Genomic DNA, 25,341 nt, shown 5'->3' on the forward strand with positions numbered 1-25,341 from the left:
TGTGACATTTCCCTATCGGCGGGGTCACCGGCGCGTGAGGCCGTGGTGAGGTATTGTGGCGCAGACCACATCGTGGGATTTCTGCGGCGGTCCGCATGTTGGACTTGGTTGTCCAGTCAATGGACAGCGGGAACTATTATTGAACTCTCGAATAATCCATGTGAACGAAAGCTGCAACTACATGTCTTCCACCGCACCATCCAAGGAAGGCGAGTCCACTCAGCCGGTGAACTCGCGGGGCAAAGTGATCTTCGCCAGCCTGATCGGCACGACGATCGAGTTCTACGACTTCTACGCTTATGCCACCGCGTCGGTACTCGTCTTCCCGAAGCTCTTCTTCCCGGACGCCACTGATATCAACGCGTTGCTCAGTGCGTTTGCCATCTTCGGCGTGGCCTTCTTCGCCCGCCCCATCGGCGCAGTGGTCTTCGGACACTTTGGAGACAAGATCGGCCGCAAGGGCACCCTGGTCGCTTCGCTTCTGACCATGGGTATTGCCACGTTCCTGATCGGACTCCTGCCTACGGCATCCATGCCGGGTTGGGCCATCCTGGCGCCCATCCTCCTAGTGGTTCTGCGCTTCTTCCAAGGCCTCGCCCTCGGTGGAGAATGGTCCGGCGCGGCTTTGCTCGCCACCGAGAACGCTCCGGAAGGCAAGCGCGCCATCTACGGAACGTTCCCGCAGCTTGGTGCCCCGATCGGCTTCATCATTGCCAACGTCATCTTCATCTGGATGAATGTGGCACTGACCGCCGAAGAGTTCCTCGCATGGGGCTGGCGGGTTCCGTTCATCCTCAGTGCCGTGCTGGTCATCGTGGGCCTCTATGTCCGGTTGAAGCTGGTGGAAAGCGCGTCCTTCACCAAGGTCATCCAGCAGGAGAAGGTCCAGAAGCTGCCCCTCGCAGCCACACTCAAGAGCCACTGGCGCCCCGTGGTGGCCGGTACCTTCATCATGTTCGCCACCTACGTGCTCTTCTACATCATGACCACGTTCACTTTGTCCTACGGCACCAAGCCCACCCTGGCCGGTGCGCAGGCCGCCGCCGAAAAAGCCGGCAAGCCCATGACAGCTGACCAAATCGCAGCATTCGTTCCCGGACTGGGCATTACCCGCTCTGACTTCCTGTGGATGCTGATCATCGGCGTGGTCTTCTTCGGCATCTTCACGGTGGTTTCCGGGCCGCTGGCTGAGAGGTGGGGCCGCCGCAAGTTCCTGCTGGGCGTCACCGCCGGCATCTTCGTCTTCGGTGCGCTCTGGTTCACCATGTTCGGCCCTGGCCAGGCCGCCGCCATGGTTGGACTCATTGTTGGCTTCACGCTCATGGGCCTGACGTTCGGTCCCATGGCCGCCATCCTGCCCGAGCTCTTCCCGGCAAATGTCCGATACACAGGTTCTGCGGTCGCTTACAACCTGTCGTCCATGATCGGCGCCGCCCCGGCATCGTTCGTGGCCATCGCACTCTGGTCGGCAGCGAACGGAAGCACCTGGTTGGTGGGTGTCTACATGGCCGTCGCCGCTGTGGTGACCTTCATCGCCCTGTGGTTGACACGTGAAACCAAGGACACCGACTACGAGAACAACGTAGCCTAAGTACGCCTAAACGACGTCGGCCCCGCACCGTTTGGTGCGGGGCCGACGTCGTTAAGCGGTTGTTCTTAGTCCTCGATGGTGGCGATGACTGCGCCGGCAGCGACGGTCTCGCCCGCCGCGGCGGACAGGCCGCGAACGGTGCCGGCCTTGTGGGCTGTGAGGGGCTGCTCCATCTTCATGGCTTCAAGGACGACGATCAGGTCGCCCTCGGCCACGACGTCGCCTTCAGAGGCTGCCACCTTGACGATGGTGCCCTGCATGGGCGACGTCAGGGCGTTGCCGCCGGCCGCAGCAGCCGTAGCACCAGCGGAACGGGAACGCTTCTTGGACTTCCCGGACTTGGTGCCCGAGCCACTGGAGACGGCAGCCACGCCGCCACCAAGGCCGGATGGCAGGACGACTTCAAGGCGCTTGCCGCCAACCTCGACGACGACGCGCTGGCGCTCACCGGCGTCGGGTTTTTCTGCGCCGGCAGAGCTGGCCGACCATGCTGGGATGCTGTTGACGAACTCAGTTTCAATCCAGCGGGTGTGAACCTTGAATGGACCCTCAGCCGGGGCGAAATCGGGGTCGGTGACCACTGCCAGGTCGAAAGGAATAACGGTGGGGATACCCTCCACCACCATCTCTTCCAAGGCGCGGCGTGAACGCTGCAGGGCCTGCTCGCGGGTAGCGCCGGTGACGATCAGCTTGGAGAGCATGGAGTCGAAGTTGCCACTGATGACGTCTCCCTGATCCACGCCGGAATCGATCCGGACGCCGGGTCCGGTCGGGTTCTTCAGGGTGGTGATGGTGCCCGGGGCGGGCATGAAGTTGCGGCCCGGGTCTTCGCCGGTGATGCGGAACTCGAAGGAGTGGCCACGGACCTCGGGGTCCTCGTAGCCGAGGGCTTCGCCGCGGGCGATGCGGAACTGCTCGCGGACCAGGTCGATGCCCGTGACTTCTTCGGAGACGCAGTGCTCCACCTGGAGCCGGGTGTTGACCTCGAGGAAGGAGATGGTGCCATCCTGGCCCACCAAGAACTCACAGGTGCCGGCGCCGAGGTAGTTGGCCTCCTTGAGGATGGCCTTGGAGGATTCGTAGAGGCGCTTGACCTGCTCTTCGCTCAGGTACGGCGCGGGAGCCTCCTCGACGAGCTTCTGGTTGCGGCGCTGCAGGGAGCAGTCGCGGGTGGAGACGACAACCACGTTGCCGAAGCCGTCTGCCAGGCACTGGGTCTCAACGTGGCGCGGTGCATCGAGGAAACGCTCGATGAAGCATTCGCCGCGGCCGAAAGCTGCGGTGGCTTCGCGCACGGCAGACTCGTACAGTTCAGGGATTTCGTCCATGGTGCGGGCCACCTTGATACCACGCCCGCCACCGCCGAAGGCAGCCTTGATGGCCACGGGAAGCCCGAATTCCTCGGCAAACTTCAGGATTTCCTCTGCGGACTCCACGGGCTCAGCCGTACCGGGGACCAACGGAGCCCCCACCTTTTCGGCGATGTGGCGGGCTTGGACTTTGTCGCCCAAAGCCGAGATTGCCTCGGGGGAGGGACCGATCCAGGTGATACCGGCGTCGATGACCTTCGCAGCAAACTCGGCGTTCTCGGCCAGGAAGCCGTAACCCGGGTGGATGCCGTCGGCGCCAGCCTGCTTGGCAACCTCAATGATCTTGTCCATCACCAGGTATGACTCAGCGGCGGTGTTGCCGCCCAAGGCATAGGCTTCGTCCGCAAGGCGGACGTGGAGGGCGTCGCGGTCAGGGTCGGCGTAGACCGCCACGGAGGCAATGCCTTCGTCCCGGGCGGCTCGGATGATGCGGACCGCGATTTCGCCGCGGTTGGCAATCAAGACCTTGGTAAGAGGGCTGGAAATGGGCTGCGCCGGGTTAGCTGACAAGTTGTTGACTCCTTCTGTCCTTCAGGGAGCCTAGCGTGATTGTGAGGGTTCCGCCCATATTGATGGGGGATTCCGTGTGTGAGGCGATGTTCCTTTGTAGGGTTGCTACAAATTGCTTCTACTGGCTGTTCGAGTTCCACAGCTCTGTGATGCCCACGTTCGCATGCACCAGCAGATCCCGGAGGGTGGAGATGGAAAGCCCGACGACGGCGTGCGGGTCGCCGTCGACCTTGCGGATGAAGGCCCCACCCAGGCCGTCAATGGTGAAGGAACCGGCGCAGTGCAGGGGCTCGCCGGTGGCGATGTAGGCGTCGATCTCGCTTTCGGACATCTGCGCGAAGTGAACTTCCGCGCTGGAGACCCCGCCCACCGTGGCGCCTGTGCCGTCCGGGGACCCGTCGCCGGCATCATCCTGGTCCGCGTCCGCTGCGGTATCCCGGCAGTCAACAAGCCAGTGCCCTGTGTGAAGTACTCCCTGTGAACCGCGCATCCGCAGCATCCGCTCCCGGGCAACCTCCGGGGTGTAGGGCTTGCCGTGGGACTCGCCGTCGAATTCGAAGACAGAGTCGCACCCGATCACCAGGGCGCCTTCGGCTTCGGGGAGGGCTGCAACGGCTTCTGCCTTGGCACGGGCGAGCAGGAGGGCTGTGTCGTGGGCATCCGTTACGCCGTACTTTGCCTGGACGGCATCCTCATCGACGTCCGAGACCAGGACCTCATGCTGGATTCCCGCCTCCGTAAGCAGCTTGGTGCGGGCGGGGGACTGGGAGGCGAGAATCAATCGGGTCACGCCCTCCAGCCTAATACGACGCTCTCTCACATCCCGCCTGCTTCCCGCCGTCCCTCGCTCACATCCCGCCTGCTTCCCGCCGTCCCTCGCTCACGTCCGCGCTTAAACGCCCGACGCTCCATCACTGCCGTGAAGCAAGTGATGGAGCGTCGGGTTGAAGGGTTGGTTACGTGGAGGAGCGTTAGTGGACCAGTTCCTCGGATCCGGCCTTGGGGCGGTCGCTGCGGGTGAGCTTGGCGCCTTCGACGTCCACGTCCGGGAGGATCCGCTGGAGCCACTTGGGCAACCACCAGGCTTTTTCGCCCAACAGGTACATCACGGCCGGAACGATCGTCATGCGGACCACGAACGCATCGATGAGCACACCGAACGCCATTGCGAAGCCCAGCGGCCGGACCATGGTGAGGTGGCTGAAGATGAAGCCGGAGAACACGCTGACCATAATGATGGCAGCGGCGGTGACCACTGCCGCTGCGTGGCTGAACCCGGAGCGTACTGCGTGCTTGGCGGACTCGCCGTGCATGAACGATTCGCGCATGCCGGACGTGATGAACACCTGGTAGTCCATGGCCAAACCGAACAGCACACCGATCAAAATGATGGGGAGGAAGCTCAGGACGGCGCCGGGGTTGGCGACGTCGAAGATCCCACCCAACCAGCCCCACTGGTACACGGCCACTACGGCACCGAAGGCAGCAGCCAGCGAGAGCAGGAAGCCACCGGTAGCCAACAGCGGAACAACGATGGAGCGGAACACCAGCAGGAGCAGGATCAGCGAGAGGCCCACAACGATCGCCAGATAAGGCGGCAAAGCGGCACCAAGCTTGGCGGACACATCGATGTTGCCTGCAGTCTGGCCGGTCAGTCCGATGGTCACATCGTTCTGTTCACGGATGTCCGTGCCCTTGGCGCGGACATCGGAAACCACCTGGACGGTGCTGGCGCTGGCGGGGCCTTCCTTCGGGATGACCTGGTAAACGGCCGTTCGGAGGTCATCGCTCAAGGCCACAGGCACTGCGGCGATCACGTTGTCCACGCCCCGCAGCTCGTCGGCGACATCGTACTGCTTGTTCTTGGCGTCGTTTTCGCTCAGACCTTCAGGGAACTCGGCGACCACGATGATCGGGCCCGTCATGCCTTCGCCGAAGCTGCTGCGCGTGAGGTCATAGGCCTTGAACGCCTGTGAATCGACAGGTTCGGAACCGCCGTCGGGCAGTGCAAGCCGCAACTGGGAAGCAGGCAGAGCCAGGGCGCCAAGAAGCACGACGCTGGCCACGAGCGCGAACCACGGATGCCGGGTAACAAGGCCGCCCCAGCCACCGCTGCTGCGCTTCTCTTCGAGGGCGCGGTCAGCCGCTTCGTGGCCCGGTTCGGCATTGTGCTTGGCGGCCTTGGCCCAGGCGCGCTTGGAGATGAGCCGGCGGCCGATCAGCGCCAGGATGGCGGGCGTCAGGGTCAAAGCGACGACGACGGCGACCGCCACTGTCGCCGCGGCGGCGACACCCATGACTGCGAGGAAGGGGAGTCCGGGGACCACCAGGGCAGCAAGCGCGATGATCACGGTGAGGCCCGCGAACAACACAGCGTTGCCGGAGGTGCCCGTGGCGAGGGCCGCGGACTCTTCGCCGTCCATGCCTGCCAACAGTTGGCCGCGGTGGCGGTTGACGATGAACAGGGAGTAGTCGATACCCACCGCAAGGCCCAGCATCAGGGCGAGCATCGGGGAGATGGAGCTCATGTCGATCACGCTGGTGAGCGCGAACGTGCCACCGACGCCAACCGCGACACCGATCAAAGCCATCACCAGCGGAAGGCCGGCTGCGACCAGGGTGCCGAGCATAAGGATCAGGACCAGCGCGGCGACGGCGACGCCCACGATTTCGGCAATGCCGAAGATCTGCGAAACGTCCTCCGTAATCTCCTTGCTGGCGTAAGCCGTGACGCCTGCGGAGGAGACCTCGTGAACGATGTCCTGTACTTGCTTGCGGACGGCTGGATCCACTGCGTTGATGGAGGTCTTGAACTGGACCTGCGCAATTGCTGCTTTGTTGTCGCTGGAGACGAACCGGAGCCCCTCCGAGGCGGCAGCCTGCCGCTTCGAGAGGGCCAAGGTGGTGGCGCCGTCGGCCGCTTCCTTTGTGCCGGCGTCGAGCTTTTCCTTGCCCGCGGCGAGCTCAGCGCGCTTGGCACCGAGCTGCGCGTCAATCTGCGCCGGGGTGAGGCCGGAGGCCGCCAGCTGCTGCTCTGCCGCGGCGAGCTGCGCCTCGCCAGCCGTCAGCTGTGCGCGGGAGGCATCCAGTTGGGCTTGACCTGCCGCCGCCTTGGCTTCACCGTCGGCGATTTGGCCGGCCGCGGAATCCAGCTGTTCTTGCGTGGTGAAGGGGTTCACCGTCCCTTGGATGTCGGGCATGTCCTGCAGCTTGTCGAGGGCGGCCGCGACGGCATCCTTCTTGGCCTGGTCGAAACCGGCGTCGCCGGCGTCGAAGACGACGCTCGCGGATCCCCCGGAGGAAGCAGGCAGGGCTTCCTTGAGCTTGTCGGCCATCCGCTGGGTTTCGGTGCCGGGGATGGTGAAGTTGTTGGACATGGTGCCGTGGAAAGCTGCGGCTGAACCGCCCACGGCCACCAGGACGGCCAGCCAGATGGAGATCACCAGCCAGCGGCGCCGGTACGAGAATTTGCCGAGCCGGTAGAGGAACGAAGCCATGTCAGAACCGATCTTTGGTGGTTGGAACAGAGGGTGCGGCTGATGCCGGAGATTGTGGGGCTGAAACGTCCGACGGCGGCGCGAAGCCGGCGCCGAGGAGACCCATCGCGTCGATGAGATGCTGGCGAAGGATGGCGAGGGATTCCGCGGAGAGGTCGGGCCCACGTTCGGCGAACCACACGGTCATGGCCGCCTTGCCGCAGGAGATCACCGACCCGGCCAACGCATGCAAGTAGAGCTCGCTGATGCCTTCACCGAGCCGGCTGCGGGCAGCGTCAATGATTTGCCCGGTGCAATGTTCCCAGGCTTCAAGCTCGGACCGGGCCAACGAGCGGTTGTCCTGGGTGAGGCTGAACAGCTCGGCCATGGGCGCCACGGACATCGGATCTGCGAGTGCCATGAGGGCCGCCCGAGCCGATTCGAGGATGGATTCTTCGGCGGGGCGCAGGCGGAATTGTTCCAGGGCGTGGTCCATGAAGCCGTCGGCTACTGATGCCAGGGCCGCTTCAAGGCTGGGGAAATAGTTAAAGAAGGTCCGTCGGGAAACTCCCGCGCTGGCAGCGATGTCCTCGACGGTGAAATTGCCGGAGCCGTTGCTGCGCAACAGGTCCAGGGCGGCGGACGCGATGGAGCTGCGGGTGGCCGCCTTGTTGAGCTCGCGCCGGGAGGGCACTGCGGCATCGGCAAGGGCAGGCGACTCTGCAACGGCATCGTGATTGCTGGTTTGGGTCACATACTTACACTAAGTGCAACTTTGCACTCTGCGCAATTTGAAGCGATCCCGGGCAAAAGGGATCCCGTTCTTGTTCGCTCTCCTCACCGTTGAAGGGGAGGAGAGCGAACAAGAACGGGATCTGCCGGGGGCTTGGTTTAGAACTGCGCCGGGGGAGCCGGCGGGGTGGGCTGGGCAGGCGGTGCTGGCTGCTGCGGCTGGGCCGGTTGTTGCGGCTGGGCCGGCTGTTGGGCGGCCGATTTGGTCAAATAGATCGACTGCCCCGTAGCCCCGGGCTCGCCTTCGCCGAGGGGGAGCACATAGACGGCGGTTCCGTAGGCGCAGACCTCGGTCCAGTTGGTGCCCATCTCGGAGGTGTCGAAACGCATGGCCACAATGGCGTTGGCGCCGCGCTGCTGCGCTTCGTTGACCATGCGTGCCATGACTTCCTGGCGGCTCTCGTAGAGTGCCTTGGTCATCTCGGGCAGCTCACCGCCTCCAAGTGAGCGGAAACCGGCAAGCATCTGCGAGCCGATGTCCCGTGAACGGACAGTGAGGCCCATGACTTCGCCGAACACGGCGTCGATCCGGTGACCCGGAATTTCATTTGAAGTGACGATCAGCATGGTCAGAGCCTATCCAGCTTTGGGCCCATTAAGAGGGAAATCCCCCGGGGAGAACTCCCCGGGGGATTTACGCCGTCAAAAAAGGGCCGGAATCAGGCTTTCGTGCCCACGAGCTCCCTTTCATCCGCTTCGGCGGCGGCTTTGTCGGCTGCGTATTCATCAGCAAAGGCAGCGCCATTGCGGGGTGCGTTGTAGAGCGACTCGTCCAGGATGCCTTGACGCTTTGCCACGATGGCGGGGACCAGCGCTTGGCCCGCAACGTTGACGGCGGTACGGCCCATGTCCAGGATGGGATCGATCGCCAGCAGGAGGCCGACGCCGGCAAGCGGCAGTCCCAGCGTGGACAGGGTCAGGGTGAGCATGACCACTGCGCCGGTGGTGCCGGCCGTTGCAGCGGAACCAAGGACGGAGACCAGCACGATCAACAGGTACTGGCTGAAGTCCAGGTTGATGCCGAAGAACTGGGCTACAAAGATCGCTGCGATGGCAGGGTAGATTGCTGCGCAGCCGTCCATCTTGGTGGTGGCGCCCAGCGGCACGGCGAAGGAAGCGTAGCCGGAGGGGACGCCCAGGTTCCGTTCAGTGACGCGCTGCGTGAGCGGCAGCGTGCCGATGGAGGAGCGGGAGACGAACGCCAGCTGGACCGCGGGCCACACACCGGAGAAGTACTGCTTGACGGACAGGCCGTGGACGCGGACCAGGATCGGGTACAGAACAAAGAGCACCAGTGCCAGGCCGATGTAGATGGCGGCCGTGAACTTGCCCAGAGAACCGATGGTGTCCCAGCCGTAGATCGCAACAGCGTTGCCGATCAGGCCCACGGTGCCCAGCGGAGCGATGCGGATGATCCACCAGAGGACCTTCTGGATAACGGCCAGTGCGGAAGCGTTGAAGGTCAGGAATGCCTCAGCCTGCTTGCCTACCTTGAGTGCGGCGATGCCGACGGCGATGGCGACCACAAGGATCTGGAGCACGTTGAAGCTGACGGAAGTGCTGACCGTTGTGGCAGCGTTGGCGCTTTCGGTCACGGTAGAGCTGGCGCCGAGGCCGAGGAAGTTCTTGGGGAAAAGGCCGATCAGGAAGGCCCACCAGTCACCGGTCTTGCCAGCGTATTCAGCTTTCTGGGTAATGCCAGTGGCTGCCCCGGGCTGCAGGAGTACGCCCAGGCCGATGCCGATCAATACCGAAACCAGCGACGTGATGGCGAACCAGAGCAGAGTGTTCCAGGCCAGACGGGCAGCGTTGGAGACCTGCCGCAGGTTGGCGATCGAGCTCACCACAGCGGTGAAGATCAAAGGAACGACGGCGGTCTGCAGCAACGAGACGTAGCTGGACCCGATCGTCTGGAGGGTTGCGCCAAGGCCGTTGGGGGCTGTCTTGGTGCTGCCTGTGTACTTGGCGATGAGGCCAAGGACGAGGCCCACAATGAGGGCTGCGATGATCTGGACGCCGAAGGAACCGGCCCACTTGGGGAGCCGGAAGCCGGGCTTGCCAGCTGCTGGGGAAGTGTTGGTTGAGGTGCTCACCGGAACACGTTAGGTGTCTGGCCAATAACATAGCGAACGGACGTTGAGAAATGTTACGTGCGCAAAAGTTATTCCACGGCTCCGTGTGACGTTGCTCTCGGCGAAGACCCTTCCGCAGTGCCGACCCGGTGGGGGTGGTTCGCCGGGGAACTGACCGGGACGATCAACGGGGTGGGTGGCAGGACCCGGTTCGAGTACGACACCCGCGGCCGCCGTGATCGACCCCCGCAGCACCCGTCCGACCCTCGCCGGTGCCAACACCACCCAGGTACTGTCCCTGACCGCACGGCGTGCGGTCCGCACTTGGCAGCTAAATCCGAATGATCTACGAGAACCCACGGCTGCAGGCCGGACATCCGGCAGTGTGCGTCAAGACACGAAGGAGCAGCACACTGAGGAAGCCCGGCCTTTGGCCGGAGCCACTCAAACGAATCAGCCCAGCAACGCCCGCCGCAGCACGTCCAAACCAACAGAGCCGATGTTCAGTGCCTTGCTGTGGAAGGACTTCAGGTCAAAGCCGTCGCGCCCCTCAAGCTCGGCACGGATCTGTTCCCACAGGCGCTGCCCCACCTTGTAGGACGGCGCCTGTCCCGGCCAGCCGAGGTAGCGGGTGAATTCGAATTGGAGTTGGCCTTCGCTGATATCGAGGTTGGCCTTGAGGAAGTCGAAGCCCTTTTCAGGGGTCCAGGTTCCAGTGCCCCAGCGTTCAGGGACAGGCAGTTCAAGGTGGACGCCGATGTCGAACACCACGCGGGCTGCCCGCATGCGTTGTCCGTCCAGCATGCCCATGTGGTCACCCGGGTCTTTGAGGTATCCGAGCTCCAGCATGAGCTGCTCCGCGTAGAGCGCCCAGCCTTCGCCGTGGCCGGAGACCCAGCAGACATTGCGGCGCCAGTTGTTCAGGAGCTCACGGCGGTAAGTTGCCGTGGCGACCTGGAGGTGGTGGCCGGGGACGCCTTCGTGGAAGACCGTGGTGGTTTCGGACCACGTGGTGAAGGTGTCTTCGCCTGCTGGAACTGACCACCACATGCGCCCAGGTCGGGAGAAGTCGTCGGAGGGGCCGGTGTAGTAGATGCCACCCTCGTCGGTAGGGGCGATCATGCACTCGAGGGTTTTCATGACATCCGGGATGTCGAAATGGACATCGGCCAGCTCAGACACGGCACGGTCGGAAAGTTCCTGCATCCACGCTTTGAGTGCGTCGGTGCCCTTGATCTGGCGCGCGGGGTCGTTGTTGAGGATGGCCTTGGCTTCTTCAATGGATGCGCCGGGCTTGATCTGCGCCGCGACCTTTTCCTGCTCGCCGATAAGCCTCTCGAGCTCCTGAACGCCCCAGGCGTACGTCTCTTCCAGATCGATTTGTGCGCCAACGAATGAACGCGAGGCCAGCGCGTAGCGTTCGCGCCCGACCGCGTCCTTCTCCGGTGCAAGGGGGAGGAGCTCGTCCCGCAGAAAATCGCCCAGGGCGCTGTACGCAGAACGCGCGGCTGCAGTCCCGGCGTCGAGCCTGTCCTGAACATCGGCGGGCAGCGGCTGGCCATTAAGGGCGGCCGATGAAGCCATCTTGGCGAAGAATCCGTCCTCTGCCGCGTACCTGCCGGTCTGCTCGATGACAATCCGAACCTGACGGGCAGAAGCTACTTTGCCCGACGCGGCAGCGGTCCGGAGGGAAGCGATGTACCCCTCAATCGCCCCGGGAACATTAGCTGCACGGCCGGCGATATGCTCCCACTGTTCCACCGTGTCCGTGGGCATGAGGTCGAAGATCGCACGAATGTCCTGGGCCGGTGAGGCGATGTTGTTGAGGTCGGCGGCGTCCCAACCCGACTCGTGGATCTCCAGCTCCAGTCCGAGCCGCTCGCGCATGGCATCCAGGGTGACGGCGTCCACGTCATCCGAAGGCTCAAGGCCGGCCAGAGCGTCCAATGCCAACCGTGTGGCCTCCGCATGAGCCTCGGCACCGGCGGGCGAATAGTCCTGGTATTCGGTTTCGTGTCCCGGCAGTCCAAGCGTGGTGGCGAAGCTGGGATTGAGTTCGATCAGCTTTTCTGTGTACGCGTCAGCGACGGCATCGATGGCGGACTTCGGGCGTACGGGGGTGTTTGCAGTAGTCACCCACAGAGCCTATCCGCGACGCCGCTTACGTGAAAGGGTTGCTGAACTTTTCTACGAGCGGGAAAATTAGCCGCGGCTGCGCTTCCATGCACCCGGACCTGGGCTGGGATCCAGGCGCAGTTGTTGGCGACGGACCCAGTGACGGACGTTCGGCTTGGTTGGGGCCGCTTCCTGCGGTGTCCCAAGGGAAACCACGACGGCGGCAATCGCCGCGAGCTCTTCGGCCGTCGGTTCGCCCTTGACCACCGAGAACAGCGGGGTGGCCGGTTCTTGATCGGGCGCCGTATCGGCGCGGTGCTTCGGCGTGCTCACAGCGGGATGTTTCCGTGCTTCTTGGTGGGCAGGCTGGCACGCTTGTCGCGAAGGGCGCGCAGGCCGCGAATGATCTGCACACGGGTATCCGAGGGAGCGATCACGGCATCAACGTAACCCAGTTCAGCGGCCTGGTAGGGGTTGAGGAGTTCTTCCTCGTAGCCCTGGATGATCTCGGCCCGCTTGGCCTCGACATCACCGCCGGCTTCGGCCACCGCAGCGAGATCGCGGCGGTACAGGATGTTCACCGCACCCTGGGCTCCCATGACGCCGATCTGGGCGGTGGGCCAGGCGAGATTCAGGTCTGCTCCGAGCTTCTTGGAGCCCATCACGATGTAGGCGCCACCGTAAGCCTTGCGCGTGATGACGGTGAGCTTGGGAACGGTTGCCTCGGCGTAGGCATAGAGGAGCTTGGCGCCACGGCGGATGATGCCCTGGAATTCCTGGTCCTTGCCGGGCAGGAAGCCGGGGACGTCCACCAGGGTGATGATGGGGATGTTGAAGGCATCGCAGTGGCGGACAAAGCGGGCAGCCTTTTCCGAGGCGGAGATGTCCAGGGTTCCCGCGAACTGCATGGGCTGGTTGGCCACGATGCCCACAGTGTGTCCCTCAACGCGGCCGTAACCGATCATCACGTTGGGGGCGTAGAGGGACTGCATCTCAAGGAAGTGGGCGTCATCCACGATCTGCTCGATGACCTTGCGCATGTCATAAGGCTGGTTGGCGGAGTCGGGGATCAACCCATCCAAGGCGAGGTCGTCGTCGTCGACTTCCAGTTCCTGGTCGTGCTCCACAACGGGGGCCTCGGATAGGTTGTTGGACGGCAGGAAGTCAAGGAGTTCGCGGACAAACTCAATGGCGTCTGCTTCGTCGGAAGCGAGATAAGTGGAGGTGCCGGTGGTGGCGTTGTGCTGCCGCGCGCCGCCCAGGGTTTCCATATCCACATCCTCACCGGTGACGGTCTTGATGACGTCGGGTCCGGTGATGAACATGTGGGATGTCTTGTCCACCATGACCACATAGTCGGTCAGCGCGGGGGAGTACGCGGCGCCGCCGGCGCACGGGCCCATGATGAGGGAAATCTGGGGGACCACGCCGGAAGCGTGGACGTTGTTGCGGAAGATGTCCGCGAACATGGCCAGCGAGGCGACGCCTTCCTGGATACGCGCCCCGCCGCCGTCGTTGATGCCCACAACCGGGCAGCCGTTGCGGAGGGCAAATTCCTGGACCTTGACGATCTTCTCGCCATTGACCTGGCTCAGCGAGCCGCCGTAGACACTGAAGTCCTGGCTGTAGATGGCGACGAGGCGTCCGTCCACGGTGCCGTAGCCGGAAACGACGCCGTCGCCAAGGGGCTTCTTCTTTTCCATGCCGAACGCGGTGGAGCGGTGGACTGCAAGGGCGTCGAACTCGACGAACGATTCAGGGTCAAGCAGGAGGTCGATGCGTTCGCGGGCAGTGTTCTTACCGCGTGCGTGCTGCTTCTCAATCGCTTCCGGGCCGGAGGGTTGCTCGGCACGTGCCTGGCGGTCGCGGAAGTCGGCAATCTTTCCCGCTGTCGTTGTCAGATCGTGGCTCATCAAGTGTCTCCGGCTCTGTAGCTGATTTTCGCTGGCGCAGTTCGGTGTTGGCGCAAAGCTTAAGTAGCTTCCGTACAAAGAACAGGCCCCGCAGGCCAGTCTAGTGACGCCTTTGCCGCGAACCGCTGTAGAAACCCTACAATTTTCCGCGTCCAAGCCAAAGGCAACGCTATGTTACCCGTCAGTAACATACTTGGGTTAGAGTGTCCCCATGACTTCAAGCAACGACGCTTCCCGCGCACTCCCGAAGGCAGAAACTCCCTACGTGGCCACCGGATCGCTCAAGGGCAGGACCATCCTGATGTCCGGTGGAAGCCGCGGCATCGGACTGGCCATTGCCACTCGTGCAGCCCGCGATGGCGCCAACATTGTGCTGATGGCAAAGACCGGCGACCCGCATCCCAAACTTGAGGGGACGGTCTTTACCGCTGCTGACCAGTTGGTCGCAGCGGGCGGCCAGGCGCTGCCGCTGGTCGGGGACGTCCGCAACGATGACGATGTCGCTGCAGCGGTCGCCGCCGCCGTCGAGCGTTTCGGAGGGATCGACGTCGTCGTTAACAACGCCTCGGCGATCGACCTGTCCCGAACCGACGCCGTGGACATGAAACGCTATGACCTCATGCAGGACATCAACGTCCGTGGCACTTTCCTGCTCTCCAAGCTGGCGTTACCGGCCCTGCGTGAGTCAGGGCACGGCCACATCCTCACATTGTCGCCGCCCCTCAACCTGGACCCCAAGTGGGCAGGGATGCACTTGGCCTACACAATGGCCAAGTACGGGATGAGCCTCACCACCCTCGGTCTCGCCGAAGAGCTGAAGGACGACGGCGTTTCGGTCAACTCGCTCTGGCCGTGCACCCTGATCGACACGGCCGCGATCCGGAACATGCCCGGCGGCCAGCAGATCGTCCAAGCAGCACGTGGCCCGGAGATCATGGCCGACGCCGCGCACGCTGTGCTGACCGGCCAGGGCACCACAGGTAATTTCTTCACCGACGAACAGGTGCTCCGCGCCGCCGGCGTGTCGGACTTCACGCCGTACAGCCTCGGCGCCCCCGAAGACCGCCTGGTGCCGGACATTTTTCTCTAGGCGGATTCCCAGACGCTTTTGGAGCCAGACACCATCCCAGGCCGCCGCAACTGGATAGGATTCAGCTATGGATGCCGAACAGCCAGAGAGCAGCGAGCCGCACGTCCCCTCTGCCCACACAGACCGGCCCGGGCTGGACCGCCAGGCGCTCCTTGAGCCGGACTTCCTGTCGGCAACGGGCATCTCCCAACTGAACATCGTCGAGTCCACAGGATCCACCAACCAGGACCTGGTGCGGGCCGTCACTGTCGAGCCGAAGAAGTGGGCCGACCTCGCCGTGCTGACTGCGGAGCACCAGACTGCCGCACGCGGACGGCTGGACCGTCATTGGGAATCGCCGGAACGCTCCGCCGTGTCTGTGTCCATGGTGCTGCGCCCCGTCACGGCTGACGGCATGCCCGTCCCCACGCAAAGCTATTCGTGGATTTCTCTTCTGGCTGCCGTCGCGCTGCGGGAGGCACTGCAGGAAACGGCCGGTGTGACCGCGGAGATCAAATGGCCCAATGATGTCCTGGTAAACGGACGCAAGATCGCAGGGATACTGGCCCAGATGACGCCCTTGGGGGACGGGTCGGTCCCCGCGGTGATCCTGGGAGTCGGACTCAACGTGTCCCTGGCCGAAGACGAACTTCCGGTGCCCACGGCCACGTCACTCGCCCTGGAAGGGGCCACGACGACGGACCGCACCGCGCTGCTGAAGAGCTACCTATCGCGGTTTGCGCGGTTGTACCGCAGTTTCTGCAACGCCGAAGGTGACCCGGCTGCCGGCCTGGCCGGGGGACAGTCCCTGCATAAGCGCGTTGAATCCGCCATGGTGACATTGGGTCGCGAGGTCCGGGCCCACTTGCCTGGTGACAATGAACTGGTGGGGCATGCGTCCCGCCTTGATGAGCATGGTTCGCTGCTGGTTGTGGACCATGGCGGCAGGGAGCACGTTATTACAGCCGGGGATGTGGTGCATTTGCGCGCCACAGAAAGCGGTTATGCGTAAGGAGTTGCTACCGGGGGAACAGGTCATCGCCGTGACACGGCAGCAGGGCCGAACCTTGTTTCTTCCCGTGCTGGTGTTCATTGTCGTTCCGGCTGTCGCCGCTTACGCCTGTGCCTGGGTGGTCAAAGGCAATGCACAGCGTCTGGCCCCCTTCATTACCGCGGAATGGACGCCATGGCTCATGGGCGCTGCGGTGGTTCTTGCTGCGTGGGTGCTGCTTGCCTACTGCTTCAAACGTGTGCTCCACTGGCGTTCTGTCCGATACATCCTGACGAGCCGCAGGATACTTGCCAAGTACGGCATGTTTCGACGCAATGACTGGCAGGTTTCCCTCATGGCGGTACGTCACGTGGGGGTTCATCAGACGGTGATCCAGCGGGCACTGCACTCCGGGAATATATCCTTGGATACCGGGCACTCCGGAGTGGCCGTGCTGAACGACGTCCCCCTGGTTGGGAGATTCAGGGGCTTCATTCTTGACGCGATGGATGAGCTCCCGAAGGGTGAGGTTTTTGAGGGTGAAGTGCTGAGGGATTTTGACGAGTTGCCGTGGGAGCTGAGAGAAGGTGGAAGAGATGAGCGTTGAGGATCAGCAGTCCGGCGAGGACCTGGACCAGGAGTTCGACGCCGTACCCGAGCCTTCCGCGGACGAGGACACCGAGGCGCGGCCCGCCCCGGTGACCACCGGTCCGCCCACTGGCGTGATGTCCGCGGAGCGCCTCGCCATTAAGGCACTTGAGTCCAAGCTCCTGGGTGGGGAACGCAAGCTCCGCCGTCGTGAAGTTGCCGCCGGTGCCGGCGTGTCCATCCTTTCCGCCCGGAAGATATGGCGAGCCCTGGGCTTCCCGAACTTTGGCGATGAGGACGTTGCCTTCACCGAGCGGGACCAGGCGGCGCTGTCCCGCATCCTTGACCTGGTGCGTGCGGGCCTCCTGACTGAAGAGGCCGCGATTTCCGTGACCCGGTCCATCGGGCAAATGACCGACCGTATGGTGGTCTGGCAAATCGAAGCCCTGGTGGAGGACATGGTGTCCGAACAGGGCATTCCCGACGCCGTCGCCCGCAAGAAATTGGTGGCCCAGCTGCCTGCCCTTGTTGACTCGCTCGAAGAGATCCTTGTCTACTCCTACCGCCGCCAACTCAACGCCGGCGTTCAGCGGCTGGCCGTTCGCGCCGAAGCCGGCTTGCAGGCCAGCGAAGAAGGCCGCGAGGGCGATGAGGACGATTCGCCGTTGCCCCTGGCCCGGGCCGTTGGGTTCGCGGACTTGGTCTCTTACACCAGCCTTTCGCGCCGGATGAATGAGAAGACGCTGGCGCAACTGGTACAGCGCTTTGAGAACAAGTGTGCGGAAATCATCTCCGTCGGCGGTGGCCGCTTGGTTAAGACTGTCGGTGACGAAGTCCTCTACATTGCCGAAACGCCTGCGGCCGGAGCCGAAATTTCGCTGGCGCTCGCCCAGGCCTTCACGGAAGACGAGATCCTGCCCCAATGCCGTGTGTCCATGGTGTGGGGCCGCATCCTTTCCCGGCTCGGCGACATCTACGGGCCTACGGTTAACCTTGCTGCACGGCTCACCACCCTGGCCCAGCCCGGAACGGTTTTGGTGGATGCCATGACGGCTGCGGCACTGGGGCAGGACGACCGCTTTGTCCTGGTTCCCCAGAAGTCCGAGAATGTCCGTGGCTTCGGCGAGATCCATCCCGTCATGCTGGCCCGTGGCCGGGGTAAGGGCCTGGTCCTGGACTAGGGCCCGACGGTAAGCCCCCGCGGCCCTCCGACCACCCACCCCGGACGCTCTCTCACATCCCGCCGTATTCCGCCGGACGCTCTCTCACTTCCTTGAAGAAAGTGGGAGAGCGTTCCGGTGTAAGGGGGTGGGATGTGCGAGAGGGTGGGGCAGCTAGCGGTTCGGACGGTGCGTTTCAAGTCACAGCTTGGCTATTCGATGGATTAACCCGGTAGGCTGTGCGTTGATTCTGCTGACCGTGATGATGGCGGAAGACCGGGCAGTTGTCCCCATCGCGCAACGGCATGCCGAGGCCGTAGGCTGTCAAAGCCAATGGATAGCCGGGTCTCGGGTCTCCTCCGTTGGCCGTGGGGTGCGTGGGATAGTCTTAGGGACTGAAAATTCCGCCGCCGTATGGGGGTACTGCGGAATGCACGGCTGCCGGCACATGCCGGTTGGCCTGGAAGTCGCTGCGTGTGGGCGGCTGTACACAAAGGGAATTTTGGGGCTGTGACAACTTTCTTCGCCAAGCTGGGGCTGAAAAAGCGTCAAAACAGGAAGCTTATTTCGGGCATTGCGGGCACTGCTGCGGGCGCAGTCCTGGTGGCCGGCGCTGTGTTGTATCCGGGGTTCAAAACCACTGAGGTGGACTTGAACGACGGCGGCGTCTGGGTGGTGAGCAAGACCAAGAATGCCGTGGGTCGGCTGAACTATCCGTCCCGCGTCCTCGACGGTGCCGTCACTCCGGCCACCACGACGTTCGATGTCCTGCAGCACGACGGAAACGTCTTTGTGGACGACGAATCCGGTTCCACGATCAACCAGGTGTCGGCCGCCAACCTCAAGCTCGGCGGCGACAAGCAACTGCCGTCGTCCTCGCAAGTCAGCTACGGTTCAACCGTCCTTTCCGTGACAGACCCTGCCCGCGGCAAGGTGTGGGCTTTGTCGCCGTCCACCGTCAACGGCTTCGACGAAGAGGGCACCGAGCCCGTGTTGACGGGAAACCAGGGCCTCGTGTCGGCCGTCGGGGCTGACAACCGCATCTACACCGCCGATCCCGGCAAGGGTGAGGTCACCGTGACTACGGTTGACGCCGATGGGGTGCGCGCCAACTCCGAGGTCACCAGCGTGGACGGGCTCAAGGGAGCGGGCGACCTGCAGATCGCTGTGGTGGGGGACAAGCCAGTGCTCCTGGACGCCAATTCGGGGAATCTCTTCCTCCCGGGCGGCCGCAAGCTCCAACTGCAGGACGCCCGCGAGGCGAAGCTGCAGCAGAGCAGCGAAGGCAGCAGTTACGTGGCCATCGCTACGCGCAAGGCCCTTTTGAAGCAACCGCTGGACGGAGGGACTGCTGCTACCGTCAGCGCCGACGGCGAGGGCGTTCCGGCAGCGCCGGTTCAGGTCAGTAAGTGCGTTCACGCAGCTTGGGCGGGAGCCAACAAGTACGTACGCGATTGCGATAACGACGCCGATGACAAGAAAAACAATGTTCCCAAGGCAAGTGCCTCGCCGAGCTACGTGTTCCGCGTCAACCGCGATCTCGTGGTCCTCAACGATGTGAATTCGGGCAGCGTGTGGCTGGTCAACCAGAACATGCAGCTCGTCAACAACTGGGACGACGTTGTCCCTCCCAAGAACCAGTCTGATGACCAGGACCAGGAGTCGGCGGACAACAACACCATCAACGTCCTCCCGGACCGCACCAAGCCGAACCGCCCACCGGAGACCAAACCTGATGAGTTCGGTGTCCGCCCGGGCCGGACATCCATCCTGAGCGTTCTGGACAACGATTCAGATCCCGACGGCGATGTCCTTACCGCTGCTGTGGGGGCCAACGGCCCGAAGGCGGGCGCGCTGGAGAACATCTACGGTGGCTCGGCCTTCCAAATCAAGGTCCCGGCCGAAGCGAAACCGGGAACGGAAGTCTTCGACTACAACGCCTCCGATGGCAGGGGCCTGTCAGCCGGCGGCCAAGTGACACTTCATGTGGTGGGGCCGGACGAGAACAAGCCGCCCTTCTTCAAACGCGGCGAGCCCACCACCATGCTGGTGGAACAAGGCAAATCGGTGAGCCAGAACATCCTGACTGACTGGATGGACCCGGACGGGGACGACCTGGTCCTCCTGGACGCAAAGTCGGATAACGACCAGGACCAGGTAAAGGTGCGCCGCGACGGCCTCCTCACCTACCAGGATTCCGGGGCCGCTCCGGGTAAGAAAAACGTATCCATCACCGTGTGGGACGGGCGTGCCACCACCACCGGCCGCGTGGTGGTCAACGTGCAGCCCCCAGGTGCCCTCGCCCCGGTGGTCAACGCGGACCACGTCACTGCGGTGGTGGGCCAGGACCTGGTGATCGCACCGTTGAAGAACGACGTTGATCCCAACGGTGGTGCCCTGCGGGTGGCGCATGTCGAGGCTGCCGGTCAAGCGGAGCTCGGCCCGGTGACCGACGGCGGGACGTTCACCTTCCGGAGCAACACCCCGGGCCCGGTCTACTTGACGTACATTGCCAGCAATGGCCCCCAGAGCAGCCAAGGCCTGATCCGTGTGGACGTGGAGTCCGGCAAGGACGCCGGCGCCCCGGTGGCCGTCCACGACGTCGCGCTGCTACCCGTCGGAGGAAGCGTTCTGGTGGACCCCTTGGCCAACGACTCGGATCCTTCCGGAGGCGTGCTGGTCCTGCAGTCTGTGACCGTCCCGGATGGCTCGTCCGCTTCTGTGAGCGTCATTGACCACAGCGTCCTGCGTGTCACGGACGTCCTGGGCGCGAAGGAACCCTTCGTTTTCAGCTACACCATGTCCAACGGTCGCGCCTCAGCCACAGGTACGGTGGGCGTCGTCCCGGTGCCGGCTCCCGCCGTCGTCGAAGCTCCGCAGCCGAAACCTGACGAAGTCAACGTCCGCGTCAACGACGTCGTGACCATTCCTGTCCTGGACAACGACACCCACCCGCAGGGTGAAGAGCTGTCCGTGGACCCGGTGCTGGCCCAGGGGATACCGGAGGAAGACGGCAAGGCGTTCATTTCCGAGAAGACCCTCCGTTTCATCGCAGGACCGACCCCTAAGACGGTGCGGGCAATCTACAACGCGGTGGACCCGCAAGGGCAAAAGAGCGCCGCCGCCGTCACCATCCACATCCTGCCGTTGGAGGACACACAGAACTCGCGCCCACAGCCGCAAAACCTGACGGCCCGGGTGGTGGCTGGTGGCAGTGTCCGGATTCCGGTGCCATTGGACGGCATAGACCCCGACGGCGATTCAGTCCAGCTCACCGGTATCGACAGCACGCCCACTATGGGAACGGCGACGGCGGGCAGCAGCTTTATCGACTTCGTTGCCGCCGGTGACGGCGCCGGCACCGATACGTTCCGATACAAAGTGATCGACCGGCAAGGCGCAGTCAACACCGGAACGGTGACGGTAGGCGTCGCACCCCGTGGGGAAAACAACCAGAAACCGGCACCGGTGGATGACGAGGTCAAGGTCCGTCCAGGCCGGCAGATCGCCGTGGACGCCACCGCCAATGACACCGACCCCGATGGCGACATCATCCGTATCCTGACGGACAGCATCGAAGCTGAACAGGGCGTGGATGCCCAAGTCAGCAAGACCAGTGGCCGTGTCCTGGTGACAGCCCCGGCCGTCGAGGGCACCATCAACGTGCGCTACTCGGTGGCTGATGATCGAGATGCCGTGGGTAACGCCACCATCCGTGTGATCGTCAAGAACGACATCCCGCTGCAGGCACCGATCGCACGGGATGATCGTGTAACGTCTGCGCAGACCCTCGGAAAGACGGCCGTGGACGTACCGGTCCTGAAGAACGACGAGGACCCCGACGGCGTAGGCGAGAACCTGAAGATCTCTACCGGCCTGGAAACGGCCCGGCCAGGATCCGACGGCAACGTGGTGGTGGACCTCACCGAGCAGCCGCAACTGGTGCCCTACACCGTGGAAGATGTGGACGGCCAAAAGTCCACCGCCATCATCTGGGTTCCGGGCATCGGCCAGCAGGTTCCCACGCTCGCCAAGGATGACGTAGTGGAGTTGATCTCGGGCCAGTCCGCGACCGTTGATCTCGCCGAGTGGGTGAAGGTCCGTGAAGGACGCTCGCCGCGCCTGACGCAGGTGGACCGCATCAAGCTCATTGGTGCCGATGGCAGCGACCCCGTGGCGAACAACGGAACGTCCATCAAATACACCGCCGGCGCGGAGTACGTTGGTCCCGGTTCGATCAGCTTCGAAGTCACCGATGGTACTGGTCCCGACGACCCCAACGGCCTGAAATCGACGCTGAGCATCCGCACCAAGGTGCTGCCGGATCCGAACAAGAACAACCCGCCCGTGCTGCTCGGCAGTGAACTTGAGGTACCCAAGGGTGACTCTGCCAGCCTGGACCTCGGCAAGCTCACCTCCGACCCGGATGCTGACGACGTCCAAAACATGAAATATGAGCTGGTGGGCGCGGCCCCGAATGGCTTCAGGGTCAATGTCGACGGCAAGTCGTTGAAGGTCTCCGCTGATGATTCGGTGCAGATCGGACAGGGCGGCGCTGTCCAGGTCAAGGCAAAGGATCCCCGCGGGCTGGAAGCGCTGGCTACCTACAAGTTGTCGTTGAGCGCGTCCAACAGGCCCAAACCGGTAGCCAATGATGACGTGGAACCGGATGCGCAGTCCGGGAAACCGGTGACCGTCAACGTCCTCGCGAACGATTCGAATCCGTTCCCGGACACGGCCCTGAAGATCGTTTCGGCCGTGGTGGAGACCGGCCAAGGTTCGGCTGAGCCTGCGGGAGACAGCGTCACGGTGACGCCCGGTGGTGGATTCACCGGCACCATGGTTGTTGCCTACACCGTTTCAGACAAGACGGGTGAGTTGTCCCGCTACGCCACGGCACGTGTGCGCCTCACGGTTAAGGACAAACCCGAGGCCCCCACCACTCCGCTGGCCCAAAGCGTCGGGGATCAAACGGCCCTGCTGACTTGGAATGCCCCCGCCGACCGGGGATCGCCCATTACCAAGTACACCGTGTACGGCGAGGGCGGATTCAAGCAGGACTGCCCGGCCAACACCTGCACCCTGACGGGCCTGACCAACAACGTGAAGTACCACTTTGCCGTGACAGCCACCAATGCCATCAAAGAGTCCGAACGTTCACCGGTATCGGCCGAGGTCCGTCCCGACGTCAAACCGGACACACCTGTTGCGCCCACCCTGAAGTTCGGCGACAAGCAGCTCTCCGTGGCGTGGGTTCCGCCGGCCAGCAAGGGCTCACCCGTGAAGTCCTACGATCTGGAAATCTCACCGGCTCCGGCCGGTCAGAACCCGCAGATCCAAAACCTCACCGGCTCCAGCCATGTATGGTCGGGCCTGACCAACGGCGTGGCGTACAAGGTGCGGGTGCTTGCCCGGAATGATGCCAAGGAGCCTTCGGAGTGGAGCCCCTATTCCGCCGCGGAAACTCCTGCGGGCATTCCGGCCACACCTGCGGCGCCGACCGTTTCCGGTGCCGGGTCCGTAGGAACTCAGAGCCAGTTGCAGGTCAGCTGGAAGGCACCCAACAACAACGGTGACGCCATCTCTGCCTATACGTTGACCACTTACCGTGGTGGAGCCGTCGTCGGCACCCAGTCTGTGGCCGCGACGTCGCAGAACGTCACCGTAGCCAATGCCGAGGCTGACTACACCTTCACTGTTTCGGCCACGAACAAGGCGGGTGTCAGTGGGGTTAGCCAGCAGTCGGCCGGCATCCGAGCCGCAGGCAAGCCGGGAACCGTTGGAAGCGGCTCGGTCACGGCGACAGGAACCAGTGGTCAGCTTCGGGTGGCGTTCACGCCGCTTACCGCCGCCGAACGGAACGGTTCCCAAGACAACGAAATCACCTACCGCTGGCAGACGGCCAACGGCTCCGGTCCCATCGGGCGCGGTGGCGGTGACATCGGGGGGCAACCCAACGGCACCAATGTTGCGGTCAACATCATCGCGACGTCGGTCAAGAACGGTATGGCCGGCGACGGCAAGAACATCGGCTCGGGTAACCCGTACGGCCCGCCCAATGCACCGAACGTCAGCGGCGGCAAATCCGCCAAGGGCGACGGCCAGGTCCACTGGACGTGGAACAACCCGAACATGAACGGCCGGCCACTGGACCACTACGAGGTCAGCCTCGACAACGGCGGCTGGACTGGAGTGGGCAAGGCAAACAGCTATGACGCGCCCGGTGGCGGTTGGGACAAGACCCGGCAGCTGAAGGTCCGCGCCGTCACGGTAGTCGCAGGACCAGGCAGTGGAAACGTCGCATCCACGTCCGGTGTCGATCCGACCCCTCCGCCTCCGCCTCCAACACCATCCCAGATCCAGGCGCACAACAGCACGTGCCCCGGCAAGCCGGGTCAGGCTGACACGTACAACCCGAGCGGTCCCACGTGTGGAGTTGGCTGGGTGGAACGCTCGTGGGGCCGGATTGATGTCACCTGCAGGCAGGACATCTACCGCAACGGCACGGCTTGGTACAAGCTCAAGGGATCACCGAAGGATGGCTGGTTCGTCAAGCCCATCACGGTGGACCTTTATGGCCCCGTCCCTCCGCCGTGCTGAACCCGGCCTACGACGCTGGGCAACACCGTCACCCCAACACCCCCTTCACAACGAACAGGATCAACCGATGACCATGACAAACGAGCAAGCCGCGTGGTTTGCAGAGACGTTCGAGAAGCTCGTTGCCAACGTGGGCCAGGCCGTACTGGGCAAGGAACACGTCATCCGGCTGACCTTCACGGCGATGCTGGCCGAAGGGCACGTCCTGTTCGAGGACGCTCCAGGCACCGGTAAAACGTCGCTGGCCCGGGCACTTGCCGCGACGGTCCAGGGTTCGCACAACCGCATTCAGTTCACCCCGGACCTCCTGCCGTCGGACGTGACTGGTGTGACCATCTATGACCAGAAGACCCAGAAGTTCGAGTTCCACAAGGGTCCGGTGTTCAACAACATCGTCCTGGCTGATGAGATTAACCGTGCCTCGCCGAAGACGCAGTCCGCGTTGCTCGAAGTCATGGAGGAGTCCCGGGTGACCGTGGACGGCACCACCTACGACGCCGGCCGCCCGTTCATGGTCCTGGCAACCCAGAACCCGATCGAGCAGGCAGGCACCTACCGGCTGCCCGAGGCCCAGCTTGACCGCTTCCTGATCAAGACCTCCATCGGCTACCCGGACCACGCGTCCACGGTTCGGTTGCTGGGTGGGGCCAACCTGAAGGACCGTTCAAAGGAGCTCACCCCGCTTATCACCACCCAGGCTGTGGCTGATATGGCGGACCTCGCAGCCACAACCCACGTGGACACGGCCGTGCTTGAGTACATTTCCCGCCTGTGTGAGGAGACCCGCAACGCCTCCGAGACCCGCCTCGGTGTGTCCGTCCGTGGCGCACTGGCCATGGTTCGGGCTGCCAAAGTGTGGGCAGCCGGGCAAGGCCGGAACTTCGTGTTGCCGGATGACATCAAGGAACTGGCGCCGGTGGTGTGGACGCACCGATTGGTGATGGATCCGGAAGCCGAGTTCTCCGGTGCCACACCGGAAGTGGTGCTCAACCGCGTCCTCGCCGATGTCGCTGCACCACAGCAGCGCGCCACGGCGTAGCCGGTACTCCAAACCGACCCCGGACCTGCAGTCCGGCACGAACAACTCCGGCACG

The 25,341-nt window shown here is 63.6% G+C and carries 16 protein-coding genes; 7 read left to right on the plus strand and 9 right to left on the minus strand.

Annotated features, from left to right (window positions below; all coding sequences use genetic code 11):
• The first annotated feature begins 181 nt into the window (after positions 1–181).
• Positions 182–1,591 (plus strand): MFS transporter, encoded by a 1,410-nt coding sequence (locus QRM57_RS07855; protein WP_284986174.1) that lies wholly within the window; start codon positions 182–184, stop codon positions 1,589–1,591.
• A 65-nt stretch (positions 1,592–1,656) separates the two neighbouring features.
• On the opposite strand, the gene QRM57_RS07860 is transcribed toward QRM57_RS07855, so the two are convergent.
• The 9 genes from QRM57_RS07860 to QRM57_RS07900 form a co-directional block, all read right to left on the minus strand.
• The gene (locus QRM57_RS07860; RefSeq protein WP_284986175.1) at positions 1,657–3,471 is read right to left on the minus strand and encodes an acetyl/propionyl/methylcrotonyl-CoA carboxylase subunit alpha; all 1,815 of its coding nucleotides are present in this window, start codon (positions 3,469–3,471) and stop codon (positions 1,657–1,659) included.
• Between the two features lie 118 nt (positions 3,472–3,589).
• The gene (locus tag QRM57_RS07865) at positions 3,590–4,261 is read right to left on the minus strand and encodes a Maf family protein (RefSeq protein ID WP_257368569.1); all 672 of its coding nucleotides are present in this window, start codon (positions 4,259–4,261) and stop codon (positions 3,590–3,592) included.
• Between the two features lie 181 nt (positions 4,262–4,442).
• A complete protein-coding gene (locus tag QRM57_RS07870; RefSeq protein WP_284986177.1) occupies positions 4,443–6,968 on the minus strand; it encodes an MMPL family transporter in 2,526 nt (841 codons plus the stop codon).
• A 1-nt stretch (position 6,969) separates the two neighbouring features.
• On the minus strand, positions 6,970–7,701 hold the full coding sequence (locus QRM57_RS07875) for a TetR family transcriptional regulator (RefSeq protein ID WP_374111507.1): 732 nt from the start codon (positions 7,699–7,701) through the stop codon (positions 6,970–6,972).
• Positions 7,702–7,838: 137 nt separating this feature from the next.
• Complete coding sequence (locus QRM57_RS07880; protein ID WP_284986178.1) at positions 7,839–8,306, minus strand: YbjQ family protein; 468 nt, start codon at positions 8,304–8,306, stop codon at positions 7,839–7,841.
• A gap of 92 nt (positions 8,307–8,398) precedes the next feature.
• A complete protein-coding gene (locus QRM57_RS07885; protein WP_284986179.1) occupies positions 8,399–9,832 on the minus strand; it encodes a dicarboxylate/amino acid:cation symporter in 1,434 nt (477 codons plus the stop codon).
• A gap of 432 nt (positions 9,833–10,264) precedes the next feature.
• Positions 10,265–11,947 carry a DUF885 domain-containing protein gene (locus QRM57_RS07890; RefSeq protein ID WP_284986180.1) on the minus strand — a complete coding sequence of 561 codons (1,683 nt, stop codon included), beginning with the start codon at positions 11,945–11,947 and terminating at the stop codon, positions 10,265–10,267.
• Between the two features lie 66 nt (positions 11,948–12,013).
• Positions 12,014–12,259 (minus strand): acyl-CoA carboxylase subunit epsilon, encoded by a 246-nt coding sequence (locus QRM57_RS07895; protein ID WP_257368562.1) that lies wholly within the window; start codon positions 12,257–12,259, stop codon positions 12,014–12,016.
• Positions 12,256–13,839, minus strand: a complete 1,584-nt coding sequence (locus QRM57_RS07900) for an acyl-CoA carboxylase subunit beta (RefSeq protein WP_257368560.1) — start codon at positions 13,837–13,839, stop codon at positions 12,256–12,258. Before QRM57_RS07900 ends, QRM57_RS07895 begins: the two co-directional genes overlap by 4 nt.
• Positions 13,840–14,050: 211 nt before the next feature.
• Here QRM57_RS07900 and QRM57_RS07905 point away from each other — a divergent pair, with 211 nt between their 5' ends.
• The 6 genes from QRM57_RS07905 to QRM57_RS07930 all read left to right on the plus strand — a co-directional run bounded on the left by QRM57_RS07905 (position 14,051) and on the right by QRM57_RS07930 (position 25,286).
• The gene (locus tag QRM57_RS07905) at positions 14,051–14,929 is read left to right on the plus strand and encodes an SDR family oxidoreductase (RefSeq protein ID WP_235519487.1); all 879 of its coding nucleotides are present in this window, start codon (positions 14,051–14,053) and stop codon (positions 14,927–14,929) included.
• 67 nt (positions 14,930–14,996) lie between these two features.
• Positions 14,997–15,920: a biotin--[acetyl-CoA-carboxylase] ligase gene (locus tag QRM57_RS07910; protein WP_284986181.1), complete on the plus strand. Its 924-nt coding sequence runs from the start codon at positions 14,997–14,999 to the stop codon at positions 15,918–15,920.
• Positions 15,913–16,506, plus strand: coding sequence for a PH domain-containing protein (locus QRM57_RS07915; protein ID WP_257368556.1), 594 nt, complete (start codon positions 15,913–15,915; stop codon positions 16,504–16,506). Before QRM57_RS07910 ends, QRM57_RS07915 begins: the two co-directional genes overlap by 8 nt.
• Positions 16,496–17,668, plus strand: a complete 1,173-nt coding sequence (locus tag QRM57_RS07920) for an adenylate/guanylate cyclase domain-containing protein (protein ID WP_235519495.1) — start codon at positions 16,496–16,498, stop codon at positions 17,666–17,668. Before QRM57_RS07915 ends, QRM57_RS07920 begins: the two co-directional genes overlap by 11 nt.
• Before the next feature lie 393 nt (positions 17,669–18,061).
• The gene (locus QRM57_RS07925) at positions 18,062–24,247 is read left to right on the plus strand and encodes a fibronectin type III domain-containing protein (RefSeq protein ID WP_502868629.1); all 6,186 of its coding nucleotides are present in this window, start codon (positions 18,062–18,064) and stop codon (positions 24,245–24,247) included.
• 67 nt (positions 24,248–24,314) lie between these two features.
• The gene (locus QRM57_RS07930; protein WP_257368553.1) at positions 24,315–25,286 is read left to right on the plus strand and encodes an AAA family ATPase; all 972 of its coding nucleotides are present in this window, start codon (positions 24,315–24,317) and stop codon (positions 25,284–25,286) included.
• The last annotated feature ends 55 nt before the right edge of the window (positions 25,287–25,341 follow it).

This window comes from Arthrobacter sp. fls2-241-R2A-172 (genome assembly GCF_030208885.1).
Taxonomy (GTDB): Bacteria; Actinomycetota; Actinomycetes; order Actinomycetales; family Micrococcaceae; genus Arthrobacter.